The sequence below is a fragment of the Sulfurospirillum barnesii SES-3 genome (genome assembly GCF_000265295.1).
In the GTDB taxonomy this organism is placed as follows: Bacteria; Campylobacterota; Campylobacteria; order Campylobacterales; family Sulfurospirillaceae; genus Sulfurospirillum; species Sulfurospirillum barnesii.
Window position 1 is genome coordinate 2,248,041 of the sequence record NC_018002.1, and the last position, 20,822, is coordinate 2,268,862.

The following is a 20,822-nucleotide window of genomic DNA, read 5'->3' on the forward strand; positions in this document are numbered from 1 at the left end:
TCTTTAATAATCCCTATCGCAATAGAAATTATCAAAAAAGCCTATTATAGGTTGTGTTTATTACTACTTTATTTCAAAGAGTTTAGCACGATGTATGCTAACTCCAACGCACGTGCACGGTGTGAAAAGGCTTTTTTCACATTCTCATCTAACTCGCCTAACGTTTTATCGTATCCACAAGGAATAAACATGGGGTCATACCCAAAACCATTATTACCCCTAGCCTCTGCTATCGCTTCTCCATGCATCCAACCGTGCACACAAAACGCTCCTTTAACACACACAAGCGCAATGGCTGCGGTATAAAAAGCAGGCGTTTTTTCAACACCGTGTTCTTTAAGTGTGGCAATGAGTTTGTTTAAATTATCGCTTGAGCTAGCAGTGACACCTGCATAACGTGCACTGTAAATACCAGGCGCTCCACCCAAAAGTGGCACGCTAATCCCGCTGTCATCGCTTAAAACGATGTCGTTTTTATCACTCAGTTTTTCATACACCGCTCGTGCTTTAATGAGGGCATTTTCTTTAAACGTGACACCCGTTTCTTCAATCTCAAAGGGCTCCATAATGTCGCTGTACGCAACCACTTCATACGCATGAATCCATGATTGAAACTCTCTCACCTTACCTTGATTGGACGTAGCTAAAACAATTTTCAATGCTCATTCTCCCTACTCATATACGCTTTTATTTTACCCATTTTTTGTTTAAAACTTCGGCTCCATCACCCACACTTCAAGCGGTGCTTTAAGCTCACCTGCTATCCATTTGGCTCGCTCTCCATACCCCATAAACATATCGGCTCGGTTAGGCCCCTTAATCGCCCCACCCGTATCTTGTGCAAAAACAAACTTTTCCACTTTGTAATAAGGTGATTCGCTCTTAATCGCCACAAGTGAGCCTAATGGAATATAATTTCTATCTACCGCTACAGAGCGTTCAGGCGTTAATACAACACCCAAACTCCCCGTAGCACGTTGCTCCATTTTGCGGAAAAAAACATAACTGGGGTTGGTGTTTAAAAGTGCATCAATTTTAGAAGGATGCGCCTCAAGCCATGCTTTAATTTTTTGCATGGAAACCTCTTCTGGGCTTGAGAAAATCCCTCTATCGACCATTTCTCTCCCGAGTGATTTATATGTATGCCCATTACTATCGGCGTAGCCTATAAATATCACCCTGCCATCTTCTAGCTCAACACGTCCTGAGCCTTGTACTTCCATAAAAAAGAGGTCTATTTTATCGTCCACATAACATAAAATTTCTGCGTTTATTTTACGTTTAGCAATCTCTTCACGGGTAAAATACGGTACTACCTTTCCTTTCACAGAACGCCCACGCATTTTTGCGTCATTTTCACCCACAATTTTAATCAAATCTTTAGGCTTGCCATACACAGGGTATTTAAAGCGTTCACTCTTTTTTAAACTTCCATGCAACAGTGGCTCATAATAACCTGTGAGCATAGAGCGTTGCTCATTGGGTTCTACTTTTTTAAGTACAAAAGTATTTTGAAAAAAGGCTTTTGCATCCTTTACATGTAAAGAGTGTTCACACACCTTAGCATAGACTTTTTGCGTCTGAGGGGCTTTACAATTCTCACGAAAAAGCATTAAAAGCTCATCAAAATTTTCCTCATGACTAAAGCTTTCAAAATGCTTGTTTTGCTCTTGAAGCGTTGAAGCAAAAGCGTCGTCTTGCGATGTGGGGGAGAGTTTAGAAGCACAGCCAGTAAAACCTACGAGAATACAAAAAGAAAGAAAAAAATAGCGCATCGACATCCATTGAAAAGAGATGCACGCAAGCATCTCTTAATTTTTAGTTAACCTTGTTTTTTAAGCTTTACAAGTTCGGCTTTAATCGCATCAAACTCTGCATAAATTTTATTGTGTTCCATTACAACCCAATGGTTCAATCCAATATAATAAAGCGTAATAAAATACGCCAACACACACCCAATAAAGCCTAAAATATGTGTAATTTCAAATTCCATATCCACTCCTTTTCTTGGTATCTTGTTGGCTAGGATTATAACATAAAACCAGCTTGTACAAAGTGAGATTTTAAAATTTCATAGACTTTTCAAAGTTTAACAAAGGTAAAATCCAACGTGATTAAAATTAGAGGAATATTGCATCCATGTTTAAAACTATTTTCCCACTGACACTTATTATCTCCCTTCGTTTTTTAGGTCTGTTTATTGTTTTACCTGTCCTTTCGGTTTATGCGCTTCATCTAGAGGGTTCGAGTGAATTTTTAGTGGGTATTACCATTGGTGGCTATGCTATTACACAAATGTTTTTACAAATTCCCTTTGGCATTCTCTCTGATAAAATTGGACGAAAAATTACGATTTTTATTGGTTTAGTCATCTTTATGATAGGTTCACTTGTTTGTGGGTTTAGTGAAAATATTTACGGACTCATGATTGGACGATTTTTACAAGGTGCAGGAGCTATTGGTGCAGTTGGAACGGCAATGATTAGCGATATGGTCAAAGAAGAAGTCCGTGCCAAAGCCATGGCGATTATGGGTGGAAGTATTGCGGCAAGTTTTGCAATTTCCATGATGCTAGGCTCGCTCATTGGCGGGTACTACGGTGTGGATAAGCTCTTTTTCATCACCGCAGCCCTTTCTGTTTTTGCGATTATTGTGCTCTACACTAAAGTGCCAAATCCTCCTAAAATCGTTCACCATTACGGAGCGGATGAAGCAGAGCTTAAACACATTTTCAAAGACACCAATTTAATGAAAATGAACATCACCAACCTGTTGCAAAAAGGGATGATGACCCTAGCCTTTATGGTCATTCCTATCATTATGTTTAAAGAGTTTGGATTTGAGAAAAAAGAGTTGTGGATGGTCTATCTGCCTGCTATGATTTGTGGTGTTCTTGCCATGGGGCCTTCAGCTATTTTAGGTGAGAAAAAACACAAAGCCAAAGAGATGCTTATGATTGGCATCGTGCTCTTTGGAACAAGCTATGTGATGATGGGTTATGCCAAAAGCGCGCCATGGTTTATCGTAGGGGTTGTGCTCTTTTTTATTGGTTTCAATATGCACGAACCGCTCATGCAATCCATGGCAAGTAAATACGCAAAGATTCATCAAAAAGGAGCGGCCCTTGGTGTTTTTAACTCTTTTGGCTATGCAGGAACTTTTATTGGTGGGGTATTTGGAGGCTTGTTTTTACAACACTTTGGCATTATGGAAATTGCTTGGGTGATATTTATTGCCTGTATTTTGTGGCTTTTTCTCATAGCTTCTTTAAAAAATCCTAGTATCAATAAAAATCTTTACCTCCCTTTTGAAACCATTGATCTCACACGTATGCTACACCTCAGCCATGTAAAAGGGGTCGTGGAATGGTACAAAAACGAGAGTGAACAACTCTTAGTGGTCAAATACGACTCCGAACTCACCGACAAAGAGACCATTTTAGCGGTTTTAGAATAATTGGGATTTTTCACTCTTTTTCTAAGCAGTTTTGCTTCCGCCACACTCTTACCAGGGGGAAGCGAAGCGCTTTTACTCTACCTTTTAAACGAACACTTCAATCCCTATGCACTCTTAGCCAGTGCCACGCTGGGCAACACCTTAGGCTCTTTTCTCAACTATTTTTTAGGGAAATACGCCACTAATTTTTGCTTGCGTAAAGGCTACATGAAAGAAAAACATCTCAGCAAAGCAACCCTTCTTTTTGAAAAATACGGTGCATGGAGTTTGCTCTTTGCATGGCTTCCCCTCATCGGAGACCCTCTCACCTTTGTTGCGGGTATCGTGCGTTATGTATGGTGGAAGTTTCTTATGATTGTGTGTTTTGCTAAACTGTCTCGGTATGTTTTTATGTATCTTGGATTTTTGGCGCTCACCCAATGAACACACCCATCTGCTGTGAATTTTACGACCAACTCATGGTCGCTATTCAAAGAAAAATTCCTTCCACCATTGTCTATTTGGAAAACGAGCAAAGCACTACCATTAAAGATGTTGTTACAGAATTAATGATGATAGAGTATGAAGAGTTTTTAATGCTAAAAGGTGGCAAAAAAATCAATCTTCAGACAATTTTTTCATTTAATGGGAAGAGGCATAAAGAGAGGTGAATGTTTTACATGTAAAGCGTAAAGCCCTATTTTTAGCTATTCTCATCCTTTACCACTTCCTCCACTTTTATACCATCCTCTTTTTACTCATTTTGGCGTGGTTCAAAGGCGAGGCGAATGGCTAACGTAACCAGTATAAAACCCATAAAATAACGCTGAATTGCAATCCATGTTGGATTTCGAGCAAACCAAAAAGCGATACTTGCCGCTGAAAGCGTAATGGAGAGATTTATGGAAAAGCTTATAACAATTTGCGTGAACCCAAACACCATACTCTGAAAAAAAACAGATCCATGGTGTGATGAAATAAATTGGGGGAGAATCGCTAAGTAAAAAATGGCGATTTTTGGATTGAGCACATTGGTCAAAAAGCCCATCAAAAAAAGTTTTGAAGCTGAATCATAGGGGAGATTTTTTGCTTCAAAGGGCGAACGAGCCCTTGGCTTAATAGCGTGCCATGCTAACCAAAGCAGATACAAGGCACCCACCCATTTAAGGGCTTCGTAGGCAAGAGGTATAGCAAGAAACAGTGCTGTTAGACCAATAGCTGCTGCAACCATATGCACCAAAAAACCCACAATTACGCCTAACAATGAGATAATACCTGCTTTGCTTCCTTGACTAATGGAGCGAGAAATCAAATAAATCATATTGGGACCAGGGGTTAGTACCATAAGTAAAGCGGCTCCGCAAAAAAGCAACCATTCATTCAGTGGTATCATTGTCCACTCCTTTACCCACTCGTTTTGAAGTATCAAATGCAAGTTCATAGTACGCATTGCCATTGAATGCAAACTCTGCAATCACCTTTAAGCCAATTTTTCGTGTGTGCGCCTCGTAAGAGCGATGATTGATCTTATTGATGAAGGTGACAAGAATAGGGTATTTTTGTTGCATACGCTCAAGCGCAAAGTCAAAGAGTTTTTCCAAAACACCGCTACCTCTCACACGCTTATCGACACACACGGGACCGTACTGATATGAGTTGTGAACACTGAGTGTTTGAGATTGAAAGATTAAATGGGGCAAATCCTCCATCATTACAGCAAAAATCGGCCAAGGAGACCAGTATTGCCATGAAGCAGACATCACATAAGCAACGATTTCACCTTCTTCTATAGCAACAAAAATGCCTTGCTCTTTTTCGATAATATCGCTTAGTTGTTCTTTGCTAAACGCAGTAGTGACAAAACCATCTTTTTTATCTTCTTCCAAAATGGTGTCAATTTGATACTTTGAATGAAGCGCAAAAATACCATCGATGTCATGGAAATCTGCTATTTTTAATTGCATGGCATACTCCTAAAAAAGATACACCATTATAGTGCTATAAGCGTTCTTTGTCATTAACTTAGGTTAATTTCATCTCTTTTCGTATGCGTGAAAGTGCGACTTCCGTGATGCCAAGATACGAAGCAATGTGGTAATTTGCCACCACTTGCTCAATCATTGAATAGTCGTTTAGGAATTTTAGATAACGCTCTTTCGCACTCAAAAGCAAAAAATCCGCTTCCCTACGCTCTTTTTTAACAATCAACCGCTCATATATGTGAAGCATCAAATCGTTCCACTCTTTATGTTTTACACCAAGGGCTCTGAAGTCTTCATACGAAATACTCAATACCGTAAAGAAAAAGAGGGTTTCCACACAAAAAGGAGAGACTTCGTCCTGCATTGACACCGAAGAAATGCTACTAAGCAAATGCCCTGGTTTTTCTGCAAACGATTTGTTAAACTCTTTGCCACTTTCGCTGATGTAGTAGTAGCGTGCCAACCCATCAATCAGAAAATAAAAATCTTTGACCTTATCTCCAATATCAAAAAGATGGGCACCTTTGGGAAAGGTTTTGAGGCTAAAGTAACCTTTTGCCTCTTCCCATACAGGCGGTGAGATAGGTGATAGGTCGGAGAGAGTGTCATGCAATGTTGCAAGAGCGTTTTCAAGGGAAGAAGAGAGCATATTTGTTCAATCCTATGTATAATGATGTGTCAATGGAATCATTGTTGAATGATACCGCATTGTGTGTTAAAAGTTTGATCACTTTGTGATTGTTCATTGGATGAAGAAGAAATATAAAGACGCTAAGATGTAATTGAAATGACTCGGTATCGTTTTATTTAATATAGGATTTTAAGCACTCATTTCGTTTACATGTAAAGAAAATCTTTACATGTAAACACTTTTTTACATTAGAAACTAATGTTTTGAAACGCTGGGTCAACCAGACCTTTAGCAACCATTGGCGGTTTTGCAACACTCACACCCTCGACTAAAGCCGAAGCATCTTTTCCTGCTGTGGGTAAAAAGAGTGGGCACACTTGCACCGATGCTCCTGCTTTCATTAAACCTTGAAGCGCACTTTTGGGATTGACACTTTGACCATCTCCACGCTTAACACTTCCTGATTCAAACTCTTTAAGCGCTAAATTTCCAGCAGGACCGCAAAGCGTGATGTTCACAACTTTACTGTGATCTTTAAGTGCACTGGTAGAGAGCACCATGCCCATCATCTGGGTTTGGGTATCACCTGATGTGATAAGAACATTTAAACCTTTAACCTCTTGAGCACTAAGGGGTAACACCAAAGCACCTGCTACAGCCATTGAGAGTAAAACACGTTTCATACTGTCTCCTATATAATTTGGGATGAACAATATTATAATAAAATCTTAAACAGTTATGCCAATGTCACACAAAAAAGAAAATTTTTTTCACCTATGCTCTAAAAAAGTACACCCTCATAGCGTGTGTTTAAAAATTAAGCACATACGGGTTAAAATTCCATTTTCATTTCAATCAATTTTTACTATACTTTTTAAATAGCTTTACCAAAGGATTTCTCACGATTTCGCGCGAAGAACAGACTCGAATCACTTCTATTGTCATTCGTGTAGCAGCGATGCTTTTAGAATACGGTGCAGAGAGTCGCTTAATTGAACAACTCTCTTCACGTTTAGGCATTGCCCTTGGGTGTACATCCATTGAAATATCGCTTATTCCCTCAGCCATTGTTCTCACAACCCTCATCGGAGACTCTTCTGTGACCACAACAAGACGTGCGCATGACCAACCGATTAATATGTCTATTGTGCATCAAATTGTCTCACTGTGCATTTTGGCTGAGCAAAACCCTCGAAATGTCATGCTCATAGAGAGACAAATTGGAAACATCCACGCCAATCCTTATCCAAAATGGTTACTCATTCCTGCCATTGGCCTTTCATGTGCGGCTTTTAGCCATTTACACGGGGCAGATTGGGTGGGTTTTTGGATCACTTTTTTAGCCTCGGCTGTGGGTATGGCAGTACGCATGGAACTCTCCTCACGCAAATACTCTATGCTTATCGTCTTTGCCTTTACCGCTTTTGTTTGCACCCTGATTGCCAGTCTTTCTTTGTATCATGAATTAAGCACCACTGCAAGTATTGTTTTTTCTTCAAGTGTGTTGCTACTTGTTCCTGGATTTCCCTACATCAACGCAATGCTTGATGCTTTTAAAGGGTATATTAGTATGGGGTGGGGGCGTTGGACACAAGCAACACTGCTCACCCTTATGACCTCACTTGGCATTATGCTTGCCATTGGTCTTTTAGGAGTGAAGGGATGGTAATGTTAGCGTGGGCTACACTTTTGTTAGATACTTTATGGGCAGCAATTCCTGCTGTTGGATTTGGAATGATTTTTAATGTACCCCGTTCAGCCTTGCCTTTTTGTGCTTTAGGCGGTGCGCTCACGTATGGTACAAGAGAAGTTTTACTCTACCATCATCTCTCTATTGAATTCTCAACCTTCAGTGCGGCAACGCTGATTGGTGTTATTGGTGTCTTTTGGTCAAAGCGTTATGTTATGCCTCGCCCTATTTACACCGTTCCTTCTATTATTCCCATGATTCCAGGGAAATATGCCTATGAAATGATGATAAGCCTTGTAAGTATGAACAAAGACGGTGTCACAGATGCCCTGCTTTCAAGCTTGATTGAAAATGGTTTGCATGCGATTAGTATTTTATTTGCTATCGCCTTTGGCTTAGTCTTGCCTTCCATGTACTACACCAAACGTCAACAGCCGATTATTTAAAACGCATTGCCCTCAATACGCTGAATACGAATCTCTATCAAATCGTCATCTTTGGATGCAATGTAAATTTCCATAGGGCGACAACACACATAACAATCCTCAACATAACACTCTCCCAGCTCAAGGCTAGGTTCAATAAAAATTGAAAAACTCTCCCAGCAATAAGGGCAGGTGATGGTTTTATCAAACAGTGTATGATTCATATAAACCTTTCAAAACGTAGAGATTATATGTTTACATGTAAAGACTAAAACGAAGTTTTTGGGGCAGTGCCAGACGTTTACACGTCTAGCAAGACCACCTCAACCATCTCGCCTTTTTCATGTTATTTTGCAATTATTTATAATGATTGGTTAATGTGATAATTTCAATCGTTTCAGTATCGATATAAATAAAAATAGCTCTATACTTTTTATCCAGCCTAAACGAATAAATGAGCCGCTCTTTAGGCTCCAAAATTTCTGTATTTAATGAAGGATGAAAAGGATTGTTTTCAAAAAAGATTTTTGCTTTTTGAAACTTTTTCGTTAGATTATGTTCTCTAAGATACGCTTCTAAATCACTTCTTATAGGTTTAATGTGCATGGTAAACAGAACTTCTTTTCAAACCCTCTTCAAGCTCTTTTAAAAACTCATCGGAATAATTCTCTTTTTTAAAATCGCTCATTACCGCACCCAAATCGTCTTTTTGAAATTTTTTAAAGTACAGTTCCTTTTTGACAATCGTCTTTTTTACTTCTTCAATTTCATTGAGATTCATTTGCGAAATAAGCTTTAAAATATGGGGCAAGGTTATATCTACGGCTATTTGCATTGTCTCTCCTTTCTATTCAACAATAGTGTTTTAATTGAACTTTGTTCTTTATTGTGTTTTAATAAATTTAAGATTAGAACTTTTCGATTGATTAATCTCTGTTTATTCCATAAGTCAAAAAAACACATAAAAGCAAAAAATACTGCAAAAATAAATGCACTCTCTATGACTACTTCAACAAAAGAAGGCAGATTATCTTGCATAAATTCTACCATTTTTTTACTATCTTTATTCTCAGAAAAATATTTAAGTATACTCACTACACCCTGTACTACATTCCAAAAAAGTATTCCAGTTCCAGAAATAATTAATAATGTTAAATTGCTAGTAAATTGTGCTTTTTCTTCTACAAGCTTATTGATATGTTCATATTCTTTTAGAAGTATTTCTTTGCTCTTAATACTTTTGGTTTCTTCATCCGAGATATTCCAAACATCCTCTCTAAATGTTTTAAACATACCAAAATTTCCTTTTAATTTCTTAATTATTTTATCAAATCTTTTACACCTCCAACAACAACACCTCAACCCTCTCGCCTTTTTCGATTTTTTGAACATCTTTCTCCACACGAAGCAAAGAAGATTTATCCAAAAGATTGTTTAAAATAGCGCTACTTCCCTCTTTTTTACCTTCCAAATCCACTACCAATTCACCATCGCAAAAACGAAGATTGCAAGCGGTAAATTCGACAAATTTGGAGCGCTTTTTGTAAAACTCACCCATTTTTGCCTTACATGTAGGAAGCGCAAAGGTTTGTGCGCGCATTTTACGAAGCAGTGGAGCGATAAATAAAAAGGTACACACCGATGCGCTGTACGGAAATCCTGGCAGAGCGTAGATGTATTTGTAACCAGATTTCACCACACGAATGTGGCGACCTGGTTTCATGTACGAACCATCGATAATGTTTTCGATTTTCATATCGGTGAGAATGCTTTGCAAATAATCAAAATCCCCCACACTGCCACCACCCGTGGTTACGACGATGTCACTCCACATGAGCGCTTGACGAAGTTGTTGCTCAATCACATCACGATCATCACGAATCAGCTTAAAACGCATCGTTTCACAACCCAGTTGGCGCAAGATAGCCTCAACGGTAACATGGTTGGAACTTCTAATTTGCGCATGAGAAGTTTTCACTTCCCCAAAATCTAAGATTTCATTGCCAGTGGATAAAATCGCAACACGGGGTTTCATAAAGACTTCCACTTGCACCATCCCCAGTTCTGCCATCACACCGATCTGCGCAAAACCGATTTTCGTCCCCTTTTTAATGAGCACTTCACCCGCTTGGTAGTTTTCCCCCACGGGGCGTACCGCAAAGCCTTTGGGAACCGCAGAAGTGATGCGGATAGTATCCCCTTCAACCTCAACATTTTCGATGGGAATGAGCGTGTCACTGCCTTCACTCATGAGTGAACCCGTAAAGGTTTTCACACATTCACCCTGTGTAACCATGCCTGTTGCCTCACTGCCTGCAGGTACAAAAGCGTTTACATGTAGGGTGCCTTGCTGTTGATCACTAAAGGCAATGGCATAACCGTCCATTGAAGCGGTTGCATGGGTCGGATTGTTTTCCATTGCGACAATGTCAGTTGCCAAAAAACGACCCAACGCATCACCGATGAAAATATGCTCCATGCCCATTTCTGTTGTGATGGAGTTTTCAAGTGCTTGAAGGGTTTCATCAAATGGGAGAAATGTCTTGCTCATGCGTCCGCCTTTAAAAGACCATGCCCTTGAAGCAGGTGTGAGCGCTCTTTGGCGTAAATGCGTTTGCCATCAATCAAATCGTACTTCCAAATCGGAGCATTGGCTTTAAAATCTTCCACAAAATCGTTAATCATTTTAAGTGCGACTTTTCGTTTGGGAGAAACCACTGCGGCAATATAGCTTGAGGTGTGATTGGGCACGTCGCCACGGGAGTGTGCCATCAAAAGAGTGGCATTTTGCGCTTTGGCTTTTGTCTGCCACGCATCAAACCAACTCTTTAAAATCGGCTCGTAAATATCAAAACTAAGCCCCTCTATACCATCTTCATCACGCACGATGCCCACAAAAGGAATAAACGCACCGTAGTTTTTATCGCTGATTTGATCGTACCAAGAAGCGAGAATATGCTTTACATGTAAAGATCCATCATGAAGTTCTAACATCCCTCAACCTCCACATACAGGAGGTAGTAAAGAGATTTTATCGTTTGAAGTAACAGGCATGTCTAGGGTACAAACCAGCGTATCATTAAGCGCTACCGCACAAATAGCAAGCCACTCTTGAAGCTCTTTATCATCTTGAAAAAGGGTTTTAAGTTCAGTGAGATTTACAATATCCACTTCAATACTAGGACGACCAATGGGTCCTAAAAATTCAACTTTTGCCACAATACATCCTTGATTTTTACATGTAAGACGTATTGGAGGGCAAATCCCTCCAACCGTTTTATATTGGTAATATTCGTATATTTTTGCTTAATTTCTCTTGCAGTACGGCTTCAATTGCAAAAAGAGTGCCCGTAGAACTACTAGCACACCCACTACATGCACCCAAATAACGGATGTAAACATCGGTCATACCATCATCACCCTCTTTGATGTCAAGAATTTCAAGATTTCCACCATCCATCACAAGCATTGGACGAATGTTTTCATCAATGACGGCTTCGATTTGTTGGAATTTCTTAACCACCGTCAATTCTTCAAAAGCGATACTACTTCCACCTTCAACCTGCGCATTTGAAATGGCTAAAAGACGGTCATGTTCCATCTCTGCTCTGGTATCTTTGAGAATATCCACCAAATAATACTCTCTGTCCTCATGCCCACCAGGCTTCACACAGGATTTACAAAATGCACCTGCCTTAGTGTAGTTCGTAATCTCTTCCACCGTTGTTAGGTTATTAAGACGAATTACTTCTTTAATCGTTCCAAGGCTCACACGTGCACATTCGCACACGATGATTTCATCTTCAAACGAAGCTGCATCCACACCTTTAAATGAAGCTGCTGCTGCTTTAATGACATCATACGCCATAACAGAACAGTGCATTTTTTGCGGAGGAACAGCAGGGATGTCAGGATTATCACGCATTGCTTTTTCAACGTCAATATTCGTAATTTTAACCGCTTCAGAAACCGTTTTGCCAATGCACAACTCTGCCATCGTGTCAGAACTGGCAATGGCGGTACCACAGCCAAAACTTTTAAATTTCGCTGCTTTAATCACTTCTGTGGCTTCATCCACAATCCAATACAGCCTCACCGCATCGCCACAACTCTCTGCACCAAAATCTGCAATAATGAGCTTTCCGCCCATATTTTTAGCGTCTTCTTCGGTAAGTTGTCCCATATTTTTGGGGTTGTTCATCAAATCTTGTACTTTTTGGCTGTACTCCTCCCAAATAGAGCCGCCAATTAAACTATTTTTTCCCATTTTTTATCCTTTAAAATCTTTACATGTAAATGAAACTATTCTCTTACAACTTACTTACGTGCCACTCTGGAGCGTACGCATAAGTACTTGAAATCGCACGAAGTCTGACAACCGCTTTATTGATAATATCAATGGCATAATCAATCTCAGCTTCGGTCGTAAAACGAGATAAAGAGAGACGAAGCGCTGTATGCGCCAAATCTGCTTCTGCGCCAATGGCTTCCATAACAGAATTGGACTCAAGCGCTTCACTCGCACACGCACTTCCCGTGCTCGCACCTATACCGTTTTGATTCAAATCCCATAGCATCGCCTCACCCTCAATACCTTTGACACTAATCAAAATTGTATTGGGAACACGTTGTTCTTTGGTTCCAACCACAAAGGTTTCAGGAATTTGAAGCAAGGCATCTTCAAGCTTATCCCGTAAATATCTCACACTGCTTTTTTCAAAATCAAGCGCTTCAACGGCAAGCTCCATCGCTCTACCCATTCCTACAATTCCAGCAACATTAAGGGTTCCACTACGGCGTCCACCCATGTGTTCTCCTCCATGGAAGAAAGGGGACAAGACTTGTCCATTGCGAATGTAAAGTCCTCCAACACCTTTAGGTCCATGAAACTTATGCGCTGAAAAGCTTAAAAAATCAACATTGGCTTTTTTAACATCGACAGCAACTTTACCAATTGCTTGTACCGCATCGGTATGAAAAAGTACACCTTTCTCTTTGCAAAGTGCTCCAATTTCTTCAATAGGAAAAAGCATTCCCGTTTCATTGTTCGCCCACATAATGGAAACAAGTGCTGTTTTATCTGTAAGCGCATTTTTAAGATCTTCAACATTGATGATACCATCGGTATTCACAGGAAGATAGGTCACTTTAACGCCTAGACTTTCTAAAAATTTACAGGTTGCGCCAACGGCTGGATGTTCTACTTCACTGGTAATAATATGATTTTTTTCACCGTTTAAAATATAATCATTATAGATGCTTTTAAGCACCCAATTGTTGCTTTCTGTTGCGCAAGATGTGATAACAATGTCATCATCATCACTAGCATTAATACCCGCATAGAGTTGATCCATTGCTTTGCGAAGGGCTGGATGGCTCTCACTGCCAAATTCATGCAACGAATTTGGATTGCCATACATCTGACAAAAATAAGGCACCATATCTGCAAACACCTTAGGGTCAACGATGGTTGTTGCATTATTATCTAAATAGACTCTCATTCTCTTCTCTCTCCATTTCTATATAGGATAAAGTTTACCCTAATTAATTTCTGAATACTATTACTTTCTATATTAAAAAATACTAAAATAATTTCACTATCACGCAATGATTTGTTTTAGCTCATTAATCGTCACATCAAACGCAACGACCTCTTCGGGAGTTTGCTGTAAAAAACCATTCATTTTCTCTTTTTTCGCAATGGCCAAATCCAATTCTTTATCATTCCCTTTTTCATAGGCTCCAATACGAATTAAAACTTCATTCTCCTTCAAAATGGAATTTAAACGCTTAAAACGCATCGCCGCTTTTTTATGATCCCCATCAATCACATCACCCATAACCCTTGAGGCACTGTTTTGAATATTAATTGGTGGGTAAATCCCATAATCGGTTAATTCCCTGCTCAACACAATATGCCCATCTAAAATACTGCGTGATTGATCCGCAATCGGGTCACTTAAGTCGTCACCCTCAACCAAAACGGTAAAGAATGCCGTAATAGAACCTTTACCCTCTTCCTTACCCGCCCGCTCCATCAACTGTGGCAAAAGTGATAACACAGAGGGTGGATACCCTTTAGAAGTAGGCGGTTCACCCAATGCTAGCCCAATCTCTCGTTGCGCCATGGCAAAACGGGTCACGGAGTCCATCATAAACAGAACATCTCTGCCTTGATTTTTGAAATACTCTGCCACACTCATCGCACTAAAAGCTCCATATTTACGCATTAAAGGTGAATCATCACTGGTTGCAACGATAATCACGGTGTTTTCCAGATTGCCACCCAAGTTTTTTTCAATAAACTCAGGTACCTCACGTCCACGCTCGCCAATGAGCGCCACCACTTTAATAGGCGCTTCAGAACCTCGTACAATCATCCCCATAAGCGTTGACTTACCCACGCCACTGCCTGCAAAAATGCCCATTTTTTGACCTTTCCCACAGGTAAGGAGCCCATCAATTGTCTTGACCCCTACACGGAATGGCTCTGTAATCAACCCTCGCTTCATTGCATCAAGAGGTGCTTTCATAATGGGTGCTTGTGAACTTGCACCTATCGTTCCTTTGCCATCTTTTGGGCGAATAAACGGATCAACCACTCGACCCAAAAGCTCTTCACCTACAGGAATCATCATCCCTTGTTCGCTAATAAAGACTTTATCACCAATTTTAAACCCTTCAATAAAGCCAAAAGGAGAGATAAAAAAAGCATTGCGATCTACCTCTGTAACCATACCTAATTCACTTTTTGGACTATCCAAAGAGACCAAATTAACAATATCACCAATACTCGGACGAAGCCCACATGCTTCGATGGTGGTAGAGCTGATTTTGGTAATGGTACCAAACATAGGGGAGAGGCTTTTGGCTTGAAGTTTTGTTTTAAGACGGGAAAGGGGCATTAGTAGCGATTAGCCTGCGGTGCATTAATAATATCAAAAAACTCTTTTCTCGTATCTGCTTTTAAAAAGAGCCCACGCAATGCTGATGTGGTGGTATTGGAATGGGTCTTTTCAACCCCTCGCATCTCCATACACATGTGACGTGCCTGAATCACAACACCTACACCCTTAGGTGCGATGACATCATCAATCGCTTTGGCAATTTGTTCTGTGAGTTGTTCTTGAATTTGAAGACGACGTGCAAAAATATCAACCATACGAGGAATTTTTGAAAGACCCACCACTTTTCCATCGGGAATATATGCAACATGCGCACGTCCAATAATTGGCAAAAGATGGTGCTCACACATCGAATAGAATTCAATATCTTTAATTAAAACCATTTGATTATTGTCACTCTCAAAAAGAGCCTCGCCTAAAACTTCATTGGGACTTTGATGATACCCTTGTGTCATATATTCGTATGCCTTAAAAACACGTGTTGGTGTCTTTAAAAGCCCTTCTCGCTCTGTATTTTCGCCTATAATTTCTAACATTGTTTTTACAGCTTGTTCAAACTCTTCTTTTCTGTGCATCGGGATTCACTTTCATTAAAATTAAGACGACATATTTTATCTCTATTTTGCTTTTTAATGGATAAAAAGCGACTTAAAAGCAATTTTTTGGTATATTTGAGCAAAATTTTAACTCGAAAAGGGATTTTATGCAAATTAAAGTTAACCGTACCAATAGTGCCAATGCTGCTGTGGAAGCGACCATTTCACCTGCACTTTTACAAAAAAAAGAAGATAAGCTTGTTGCATCGGCTGCTTCAAATATGAAAGTGGATGGTTTTAGAAAAGGAAAGGTTCCTGCGCACGTCGTAAAAGCACGCTACGGCAAACAACTCAAAGATGATGCCCAAACAGAAGCACTTAGAGACCTTTATACCCAAGCATTAGCAGAGCTTAATGTCACAGCAGATTTAGTCGTAGGTGAGCCTAGCTTTTCTAAATTTGAAGAAAAAGAGGGTGGATTAGAGCTCATTATGAAACTCTCTTTCAAACCAAGTGTCAATGTGGAAGGATACAAAGAGTGTGTTCCTGAATACAAAGCACCAAAAGTTACTAAAAAAGAGATGAGTGAAAGACTTCAAAAAACATTAGCATTGATTGCAGATCTTAAAACGGTTGAAGAAAAAAGAGCCGTTAAATCAGGTGATTTTGTTGTCATTGATTTTGAAGGCTTTTTAGACGGTGTTGCCTTTGAAGGTGGTAAAGCAGAAGGATATACATTAGAAATCGGAAGCAACTCTTTCATTCCAGGTTTTGAAGAAGGTATTGTGGGCATGAAAGCTGGCAAAGAAAAAGAGATTCAACTTACTTTCCCTGAAAATTATGGCAACAAAGACCTTGCAGGTAAACCAACCGTTTTTAAAGTCACCGTTAAAGAGATAAAAGTCAAAGATGTTCCTGAAACCCCAAGTGAAGAGATGATTAAAAAATTACTTCCAGGTGTTGAAAATGCTTCTTTGGAAGTATTAGAAGAACAAATTGAAACAGAAATTCGCAACGAAAAATTAGCAAAACTTTTCAATGAAGAAGTTAAGCCTCAATTTGTTGAGAATGTTTTAGCAAAAATTGCACTGGATCTTCCAGAGAACATTGTGGATCAAGAAATTGATCTTCAAATGAGAGGTGTTTTTGGCAAGATGGATGAAGCAACTATTAAAGAGTATTCAGAAAACCCAGAAAAAATTAAAGAAAAAAGAGAAGAATTCAGAAACGATGCTGAAAAAAGCGTTAAATTAACCTTTATTGTTGATGAACTTGCACGTCAAGAAAACATTGTTGTAAACGACCAAGAAGTTCTTCAAATGATCTATTTTGAGGCAATGCAACAAGGTGCCAATCCAAAAGAATATTTAGAATTCTATCAAAAACAAGGTGTACTTCCAGCAATTAAAATGTCTATTATTGAAGAGAGACTCTTCAACCAACTTTTCACAAAAGGTAAGTAATGAGCTATTATGTTCCTGTCGTTATCGAAAAAACAGGGCGAGGTGAGAGAAGTTATGATATTTACTCACGCCTTTTAAAAGATCGTATTATCATGCTAAGTGGGGAGATTAATGATGCCGTGGCTTCTTCCATCGTAGCACAGTTGCTCTTCCTTGAGGCAGAAGATCCTGAAAAAGATATTTATCTCTACATCAACTCTCCAGGTGGTGTGATTACCAGTGGTTTTAGTATTTACGATACGATGAATTACATCAAACCCGATATTAGTACGATCTGTATTGGTCAAGCTGCTTCCATGGGAGCATTTTTACTCAGTTCTGGCACCAAAGGGAAGCGCTATGCACTTCCTAATGCACGTATTATGATTCACCAACCCTTAGGTGGTGCACAAGGGCAAGCAACGGATATTGAAATTCAGGCTAAAGAAATTTTACGTATGAAACAGGTACTCAATGAGATTTTAGCTGCAAATTGTAATCAAAAATTGCCTAAAATTATTAAAGATACGGAACGTGACTTTTTTATGAGCGCAGAAGAGTCATGTACCTATGGTCTCATCGACAAAGTGCTTGATAAAAGTTTTAAATAATTAACATCATAAGAAGGTAAGCAATGGTTCGTTTCAATAAAGAAAAAGGGAATGTGGGTGTATATAATATTGACACCAAAGATGATGTCATAGAACAAGCCCCCCCACCTATTCTCAAAGAGCCTGTTGTACCCTCTTCATCTAACAATGAACTTGATAAATTTGCAGCCCTTGTCTTAAAAGTAATGGGGGATGAAAGTATCCCTCCTACCCCCATTAATTTTCAAATTTATTTTGACAAACTCCTAGAAAGTAAACCTAGTGCATTTAAAAAGCGTATTAATGACTTCTTAGAACTTGAAAACAACAACAATGATGAAAGTCACGCACGCATTGAGCAAGAGATTAAAGAAGGATTTGCTCAAGTTAAAAATATTATGCAAGTTGTCTCTACGGTCTACCGTAATCTTAATGTGATGCAAGACATTATTAAAAAACGCTCAACGCAACTTGAAACGAATCCTAGTTTCCTAGCAACTCAAAATATTATTTCTTCATTGGGCGAAGACTTGAAGAAGATGTTCGAACTTACTACCAAACAAATTGATTTACTCAAAGGGTATTATCAAAAAACAACAACTATTCTCCAAGAAGTCGATAGTCAATCGATTTTTGATGCAAAATTTGGTATTTATAATAGACGCTATCTTGTTAAATCGCTTAAAGATGAAATTAAACTGATTAAAACCTATGCACACCCTAGTACACTTGTATTGGCTCGAGTAAAAGAGAGTTCTTTAGAAAAAATTGCTAATAAACGTGAAAAAGATACCATCGTGCGTAACATTGCGAAACTCCTTCTTAAGACATCTCGCAGAAGTGATGTCGTGGCTCATTTTGGCGATGGTACACTGGCAATGATTTTAAAGCATACCGATTTAACTTCGGCCAAAAAAGCGTGTGACCGTATCAGCGAGCTTGTCTATCAAACAAGCTTTTTCGTAGGAAGTTCAGAAATTGAAACCGATATAGAACTTGCTATTACCGCACTGGATACAGAGCACAGCATAGAAGAATTTTTAGCATCTTCCCTTGAAGGCTTACCTAAAACAGGAAAAGAACTTGTGCCTTATATTGTCTGCACCCCCTTGCATGAAAGTGAGGCGCAATGATTCGTGAGATTTTAGTTTATCCCAATAAAATACTCAGAGAAATCTCACGTGACGTCATACATTTTGATTTGAGTTTACATGAACTTTTAGATGACATGTATGAAACGATGGTGGCAAAAGAGGGGATTGGACTTGCAGCCATTCAAATTGGTGTGCCACTCAATGTCCTTCTTATTAATTTAGTAGACGAACAAGGGCTTCAAAAAAAAGAGAATCTTTACGAAATTATAAATCCTCTTATTGTTGAAAAAGATGGCTCTACTGTCTACCAAGAAGGGTGTTTAAGCGTCCCTGGGTATTACGATGAAGTAACCCGAGCAGAGCATATAAAACTTCGCTTTCATGACCGTATGGGCGTGATGCATGAAGAAGAGTTTAGTGAGTTAATGGCAATTGCGGTACAGCACGAAATGGATCATCTTAAAGGGCATCTTTTTATTGAAAAACTCTCCTATCTAAAACGTAAAAAATTTGAAAAAGAGTGGAAAAAAAAGTACAAAGCAGGTAAATAGTTGTGGAAGAAGCCGTTGAACTCTCCAGAGTGAAACATGCCAAATGTGCGACATTATACGGCAATAAAGCCCATGAAGTTGCCGTTGAGTCCACCCTGGTGAGAGCCCTTCCTGGCTTTAGTATTGTAGGCATGGCGGACCAATCCATTCAAGAATCTCGTGAGCGTATTAAATCTGCACTTTCGAGCATTCGCTTTGAATTTCCCTCTCAAAAAATCACTATTAATCTCTCGCCCTCGGACTTGAAAAAAGAGGGAAGCCACTTTGATTTAGTCATTGCACTGCTTATTGCGATTCAAAAAGAGCGTTTTACATGTAAGGATTTTTTTATTTTTGGTGAATTAGGGCTGGATGGAAAAATTAAAAAAACCAATGCCATTTTTCCCATTATTCTTTCCTTAGCAGCACACATCCCGAATCTTCGTGTTTTAGTACCAAACGCTCTACTTCCAAAAATCGAGCAAATCCCACATATTCAAGCCTTTGGTGTTGAAACCCTGCACGAGGCAGTTCTTTTTTTTAAAGAAAAACGCTATCAATCAGAACAAGCTAAACTAGTGCGCCCTTTGTGCGAAAACAGCCTTGACATCCAAGGAAAATCCTATTTCTACGCTAGCGAATTTCCTTTTGATTTTAGCGATGTATTAGGACAACACCGAGCCAAACGTGCCTTGATGATTGCCGCTGCTGGGATGCATAACCTTCTGATGGAAGGAAGCCCTGGGTGTGGTAAAAGTATGAGTATTAAACGCTTACGCTATATTTTACCCCCTCAAAGTATTGAGGAAATTTTAGAATCCAATGCCTACTATTCTTTGCACGAAGAGGAGCGTGAACTAAGCCCACTTCGCCCTTTTCGCTCTCCCCACCATACTTCCTCACGACCCTCTATTTTTGGGGGAGGAAGTACCCATGCCCAAGCGGGTGAAATTGCTTTAGCGCATAATGGTGTGCTTTTTTTTGATGAATTTCCTAACTTCTCAAAAGCGGTTTTAGAGAGTTTACGAGAGCCATTAGAAGATCACCGTGTGCTTATTTCTCGTGTCAATACCAAAATAAGTTACGCTACGAAATTTCTTTTTGCTGCGGCTCAAAACCCTTGCCCTTGTGGCAATCTTTTCAGCAAAACCCATGAATGCCGTTGCTCTGAAGTCGAAATCAATCGCTACAAAAACCGCATTTCTGAACCCATTATGGATCGCATTGATCTGTACATTCAAATGAGTGAAGAGCACTCTAAAGAGCAAGGACTTAGCTCAAAAGAGATGTTTACACACATCCTAGAAGCCTTTAAAATGCAAAAAAATCGTGGACAAAATGAACTCAATGGTAAACTGAACGAACAAGACACCCTACGTTTTTGCACACTTAATGATGAGGCGCAAGAGCGTTTAGAGATGGCACAAAACCATTTAGGGTTGAGCCAAAGAAGTGTGCATAAAGTCTTACGTATGGCTCGTACCATTGCCGATATGGCACAAAGTGAGCGCATCCACCAAGAACACTTGCTTGAAGCTTTAAGTTTTCGTAAACGCTAGGAG

28 protein-coding genes are annotated in these 20,822 nt (G+C 39.5%); 10 read left to right on the forward strand and 18 right to left on the reverse strand.

Annotation, left to right across the window (positions count from 1 at the left end; all coding sequences use genetic code 11):
- Positions 1-68: 68 nt before the first annotated feature.
- Genes rdgB through SULBA_RS13060 form a run of 3 tightly spaced genes read right to left on the reverse strand, consistent with a single transcriptional unit; the run spans position 69 to position 1,993 of the window.
- The gene (rdgB, locus tag SULBA_RS11300) at positions 69-659 is read right to left on the reverse strand and encodes an RdgB/HAM1 family non-canonical purine NTP pyrophosphatase (protein ID WP_014770425.1); all 591 of its coding nucleotides are present in this window, start codon (positions 657-659) and stop codon (positions 69-71) included.
- 48 nt (positions 660-707) lie between these two features.
- A complete protein-coding gene (mltA, locus tag SULBA_RS11305; protein WP_014770426.1) occupies positions 708-1,775 on the reverse strand; it encodes a murein transglycosylase A in 1,068 nt (355 codons plus the stop codon).
- Positions 1,776-1,822: 47 nt separating this feature from the next.
- Positions 1,823-1,993, reverse strand: a complete 171-nt coding sequence (locus SULBA_RS13060) for a hypothetical protein (protein ID WP_014770427.1) — start codon at positions 1,991-1,993, stop codon at positions 1,823-1,825.
- A 146-nt stretch (positions 1,994-2,139) separates the two neighbouring features.
- Here SULBA_RS13060 and SULBA_RS11310 point away from each other — a divergent pair, with 146 nt between their 5' ends.
- The 3 genes from SULBA_RS11310 to SULBA_RS11320 are packed head-to-tail and all read left to right on the forward strand — an operon-like array spanning position 2,140 to position 4,106.
- Positions 2,140-3,456 carry an MFS transporter gene (locus SULBA_RS11310; protein ID WP_014770428.1) on the forward strand — a complete coding sequence of 439 codons (1,317 nt, stop codon included), beginning with the start codon at positions 2,140-2,142 and terminating at the stop codon, positions 3,454-3,456.
- A complete protein-coding gene (locus SULBA_RS11315; RefSeq protein ID WP_014770429.1) occupies positions 3,457-3,879 on the forward strand; it encodes a YqaA family protein in 423 nt (140 codons plus the stop codon).
- Positions 3,876-4,106 (forward strand): hypothetical protein, encoded by a 231-nt coding sequence (locus SULBA_RS11320; RefSeq protein WP_014770430.1) that lies wholly within the window; start codon positions 3,876-3,878, stop codon positions 4,104-4,106. Before SULBA_RS11315 ends, SULBA_RS11320 begins: the two co-directional genes overlap by 4 nt.
- Positions 4,107-4,189: 83 nt before the next feature.
- Here the strand turns inward: SULBA_RS11320 and SULBA_RS11325 are convergent, their stop codons facing one another.
- The 4 genes from SULBA_RS11325 to SULBA_RS11340 form a co-directional block, all read right to left on the reverse strand.
- Positions 4,190-4,828, reverse strand: a complete 639-nt coding sequence (locus SULBA_RS11325; protein WP_014770431.1) for a LysE family translocator — start codon at positions 4,826-4,828, stop codon at positions 4,190-4,192.
- The gene (locus SULBA_RS11330) at positions 4,812-5,399 is read right to left on the reverse strand and encodes a GNAT family N-acetyltransferase (protein ID WP_014770432.1); all 588 of its coding nucleotides are present in this window, start codon (positions 5,397-5,399) and stop codon (positions 4,812-4,814) included. The genes SULBA_RS11325 and SULBA_RS11330 overlap by 17 nt, the downstream gene beginning before the upstream one ends.
- A 58-nt stretch (positions 5,400-5,457) precedes the next feature.
- Positions 5,458-6,066, reverse strand: a complete 609-nt coding sequence (locus tag SULBA_RS11335) for a Crp/Fnr family transcriptional regulator (protein WP_014770433.1) — start codon at positions 6,064-6,066, stop codon at positions 5,458-5,460.
- A 230-nt stretch (positions 6,067-6,296) separates the two neighbouring features.
- Positions 6,297-6,731, reverse strand: a complete 435-nt coding sequence (locus tag SULBA_RS11340; RefSeq protein WP_014770434.1) for a hypothetical protein — start codon at positions 6,729-6,731, stop codon at positions 6,297-6,299.
- A gap of 260 nt (positions 6,732-6,991) precedes the next feature.
- Between SULBA_RS11340 and SULBA_RS11345 the strand changes: the two genes are divergently transcribed.
- Positions 6,992-7,717: a threonine/serine exporter family protein gene (locus SULBA_RS11345; protein WP_280938023.1), complete on the forward strand. Its 726-nt coding sequence runs from the start codon at positions 6,992-6,994 to the stop codon at positions 7,715-7,717.
- Entirely contained in the window at positions 7,717-8,184 is a 468-nt protein-coding gene (locus SULBA_RS11350; RefSeq protein WP_050985290.1) for a threonine/serine exporter family protein, read from the forward strand. Before SULBA_RS11345 ends, SULBA_RS11350 begins: the two co-directional genes overlap by 1 nt.
- Here the strand turns inward: SULBA_RS11350 and SULBA_RS11355 are convergent.
- The 11 genes from SULBA_RS11355 to folE form a co-directional block, all read right to left on the reverse strand.
- Complete coding sequence (locus SULBA_RS11355; RefSeq protein WP_014770437.1) at positions 8,181-8,387, reverse strand: zinc ribbon domain-containing protein; 207 nt, start codon at positions 8,385-8,387, stop codon at positions 8,181-8,183. The genes SULBA_RS11350 and SULBA_RS11355 overlap by 4 nt on opposite strands.
- 133 nt (positions 8,388-8,520) lie before the next feature.
- On the reverse strand, positions 8,521-8,769 hold the full coding sequence (locus SULBA_RS11360; RefSeq protein WP_014770438.1) for a hypothetical protein: 249 nt from the start codon (positions 8,767-8,769) through the stop codon (positions 8,521-8,523).
- Entirely contained in the window at positions 8,759-8,998 is a 240-nt protein-coding gene (locus SULBA_RS11365; RefSeq protein WP_014770439.1) for a hypothetical protein, read from the reverse strand. The genes SULBA_RS11360 and SULBA_RS11365 overlap by 11 nt, the downstream gene beginning before the upstream one ends.
- Positions 8,989-9,456 (reverse strand): hypothetical protein, encoded by a 468-nt coding sequence (locus SULBA_RS11370; RefSeq protein WP_014770440.1) that lies wholly within the window; start codon positions 9,454-9,456, stop codon positions 8,989-8,991. Before SULBA_RS11370 ends, SULBA_RS11365 begins: the two co-directional genes overlap by 10 nt.
- A 43-nt stretch (positions 9,457-9,499) precedes the next feature.
- Positions 9,500-10,714, reverse strand: a complete 1,215-nt coding sequence (locus SULBA_RS11375; protein ID WP_014770441.1) for a molybdopterin molybdotransferase MoeA — start codon at positions 10,712-10,714, stop codon at positions 9,500-9,502.
- Positions 10,711-11,157: a molybdopterin synthase catalytic subunit gene (locus tag SULBA_RS11380; protein ID WP_014770442.1), complete on the reverse strand. Its 447-nt coding sequence runs from the start codon at positions 11,155-11,157 to the stop codon at positions 10,711-10,713. Before SULBA_RS11380 ends, SULBA_RS11375 begins: the two co-directional genes overlap by 4 nt.
- Before the next feature lie 3 nt (positions 11,158-11,160).
- Complete coding sequence (locus SULBA_RS11385; protein ID WP_014770443.1) at positions 11,161-11,382, reverse strand: MoaD/ThiS family protein; 222 nt, start codon at positions 11,380-11,382, stop codon at positions 11,161-11,163.
- A 58-nt stretch (positions 11,383-11,440) separates the two neighbouring features.
- Positions 11,441-12,430: an iron-sulfur cluster assembly scaffold protein NifU gene (locus SULBA_RS11390; RefSeq protein WP_014770444.1), complete on the reverse strand. Its 990-nt coding sequence runs from the start codon at positions 12,428-12,430 to the stop codon at positions 11,441-11,443.
- A 43-nt stretch (positions 12,431-12,473) separates the two neighbouring features.
- Positions 12,474-13,664 carry a NifS family cysteine desulfurase gene (locus tag SULBA_RS11395; protein WP_014770445.1) on the reverse strand — a complete coding sequence of 397 codons (1,191 nt, stop codon included), beginning with the start codon at positions 13,662-13,664 and terminating at the stop codon, positions 12,474-12,476.
- Positions 13,665-13,763: 99 nt separating this feature from the next.
- Complete coding sequence (gene fliI / locus SULBA_RS11400; RefSeq protein WP_014770446.1) at positions 13,764-15,068, reverse strand: flagellar protein export ATPase FliI; 1,305 nt, start codon at positions 15,066-15,068, stop codon at positions 13,764-13,766.
- Positions 15,068-15,643: a GTP cyclohydrolase I FolE gene (folE, locus tag SULBA_RS11405; protein WP_014770447.1), complete on the reverse strand. Its 576-nt coding sequence runs from the start codon at positions 15,641-15,643 to the stop codon at positions 15,068-15,070. Before folE ends, fliI begins: the two co-directional genes overlap by 1 nt.
- Positions 15,644-15,771: 128 nt before the next feature.
- On the opposite strand from folE, the gene tig reads away from it, so the two are divergent.
- The 5 genes from tig to SULBA_RS11430 are packed head-to-tail and all read left to right on the forward strand — an operon-like array spanning position 15,772 to position 20,819.
- Positions 15,772-17,067 carry a trigger factor gene (gene tig, locus SULBA_RS11410; protein ID WP_014770448.1) on the forward strand — a complete coding sequence of 432 codons (1,296 nt, stop codon included), beginning with the start codon at positions 15,772-15,774 and terminating at the stop codon, positions 17,065-17,067.
- Positions 17,067-17,657 (forward strand): ATP-dependent Clp endopeptidase proteolytic subunit ClpP, encoded by a 591-nt coding sequence (clpP, locus tag SULBA_RS11415; RefSeq protein ID WP_014770449.1) that lies wholly within the window; start codon positions 17,067-17,069, stop codon positions 17,655-17,657. The genes tig and clpP overlap by 1 nt, the downstream gene beginning before the upstream one ends.
- Before the next feature lie 23 nt (positions 17,658-17,680).
- Positions 17,681-18,769, forward strand: coding sequence for a GGDEF domain-containing protein (locus SULBA_RS11420; RefSeq protein ID WP_014770450.1), 1,089 nt, complete (start codon positions 17,681-17,683; stop codon positions 18,767-18,769).
- Complete coding sequence (def, locus tag SULBA_RS11425; RefSeq protein WP_014770451.1) at positions 18,766-19,281, forward strand: peptide deformylase; 516 nt, start codon at positions 18,766-18,768, stop codon at positions 19,279-19,281. The genes SULBA_RS11420 and def overlap by 4 nt, the downstream gene beginning before the upstream one ends.
- A gap of 29 nt (positions 19,282-19,310) precedes the next feature.
- A complete protein-coding gene (locus SULBA_RS11430; RefSeq protein WP_245391467.1) occupies positions 19,311-20,819 on the forward strand; it encodes a YifB family Mg chelatase-like AAA ATPase in 1,509 nt (502 codons plus the stop codon).
- The last annotated feature ends 3 nt before the right edge of the window (positions 20,820-20,822 follow it).

What these genes read in the sequence shown, in the direction of transcription:
- mltA (WP_014770426.1), bottom strand. Translation starts at nt 1,775, where the DNA reads ATGCGCTATTTTTTTCTTTCTTTTTGTATTCTCGTAGGTTTTACTGGC.
- SULBA_RS13060 (WP_014770427.1), bottom strand. Translation starts at nt 1,993, where the DNA reads ATGGAATTTGAAATTACACATATTTTAGGCTTTATTGGGTGTGTGTTG.
- SULBA_RS11310 (WP_014770428.1), top strand. Translation starts at nt 2,140, where the DNA reads ATGTTTAAAACTATTTTCCCACTGACACTTATTATCTCCCTTCGTTTT.
- SULBA_RS11320 (WP_014770430.1), top strand. Translation starts at nt 3,876, where the DNA reads ATGAACACACCCATCTGCTGTGAATTTTACGACCAACTCATGGTCGCT.
- SULBA_RS11325 (WP_014770431.1), bottom strand. Translation starts at nt 4,828, where the DNA reads ATGATACCACTGAATGAATGGTTGCTTTTTTGCGGAGCCGCTTTACTT.
- SULBA_RS11330 (WP_014770432.1), bottom strand. Translation starts at nt 5,399, where the DNA reads ATGCAATTAAAAATAGCAGATTTCCATGACATCGATGGTATTTTTGCG.
- SULBA_RS11335 (WP_014770433.1), bottom strand. Translation starts at nt 6,066, where the DNA reads ATGCTCTCTTCTTCCCTTGAAAACGCTCTTGCAACATTGCATGACACT.
- SULBA_RS11340 (WP_014770434.1), bottom strand. Translation starts at nt 6,731, where the DNA reads ATGAAACGTGTTTTACTCTCAATGGCTGTAGCAGGTGCTTTGGTGTTA.
- SULBA_RS11350 (WP_050985290.1), top strand. Translation starts at nt 7,717, where the DNA reads ATGTTAGCGTGGGCTACACTTTTGTTAGATACTTTATGGGCAGCAATT.
- SULBA_RS11355 (WP_014770437.1), bottom strand. Translation starts at nt 8,387, where the DNA reads ATGAATCATACACTGTTTGATAAAACCATCACCTGCCCTTATTGCTGG.
- SULBA_RS11360 (WP_014770438.1), bottom strand. Translation starts at nt 8,769, where the DNA reads ATGCACATTAAACCTATAAGAAGTGATTTAGAAGCGTATCTTAGAGAA.
- SULBA_RS11365 (WP_014770439.1), bottom strand. Translation starts at nt 8,998, where the DNA reads ATGCAAATAGCCGTAGATATAACCTTGCCCCATATTTTAAAGCTTATT.
- SULBA_RS11370 (WP_014770440.1), bottom strand. Translation starts at nt 9,456, where the DNA reads ATGTTTAAAACATTTAGAGAGGATGTTTGGAATATCTCGGATGAAGAA.
- SULBA_RS11375 (WP_014770441.1), bottom strand. Translation starts at nt 10,714, where the DNA reads ATGAGCAAGACATTTCTCCCATTTGATGAAACCCTTCAAGCACTTGAA.
- SULBA_RS11380 (WP_014770442.1), bottom strand. Translation starts at nt 11,157, where the DNA reads ATGTTAGAACTTCATGATGGATCTTTACATGTAAAGCATATTCTCGCT.
- SULBA_RS11390 (WP_014770444.1), bottom strand. Translation starts at nt 12,430, where the DNA reads ATGGGAAAAAATAGTTTAATTGGCGGCTCTATTTGGGAGGAGTACAGC.
- SULBA_RS11395 (WP_014770445.1), bottom strand. Translation starts at nt 13,664, where the DNA reads ATGAGAGTCTATTTAGATAATAATGCAACAACCATCGTTGACCCTAAG.
- fliI (WP_014770446.1), bottom strand. Translation starts at nt 15,068, where the DNA reads ATGCCCCTTTCCCGTCTTAAAACAAAACTTCAAGCCAAAAGCCTCTCC.
- folE (WP_014770447.1), bottom strand. Translation starts at nt 15,643, where the DNA reads ATGCACAGAAAAGAAGAGTTTGAACAAGCTGTAAAAACAATGTTAGAA.
- tig (WP_014770448.1), top strand. Translation starts at nt 15,772, where the DNA reads ATGCAAATTAAAGTTAACCGTACCAATAGTGCCAATGCTGCTGTGGAA.
- clpP (WP_014770449.1), top strand. Translation starts at nt 17,067, where the DNA reads ATGAGCTATTATGTTCCTGTCGTTATCGAAAAAACAGGGCGAGGTGAG.
- SULBA_RS11420 (WP_014770450.1), top strand. Translation starts at nt 17,681, where the DNA reads ATGGTTCGTTTCAATAAAGAAAAAGGGAATGTGGGTGTATATAATATT.
- def (WP_014770451.1), top strand. Translation starts at nt 18,766, where the DNA reads ATGATTCGTGAGATTTTAGTTTATCCCAATAAAATACTCAGAGAAATC.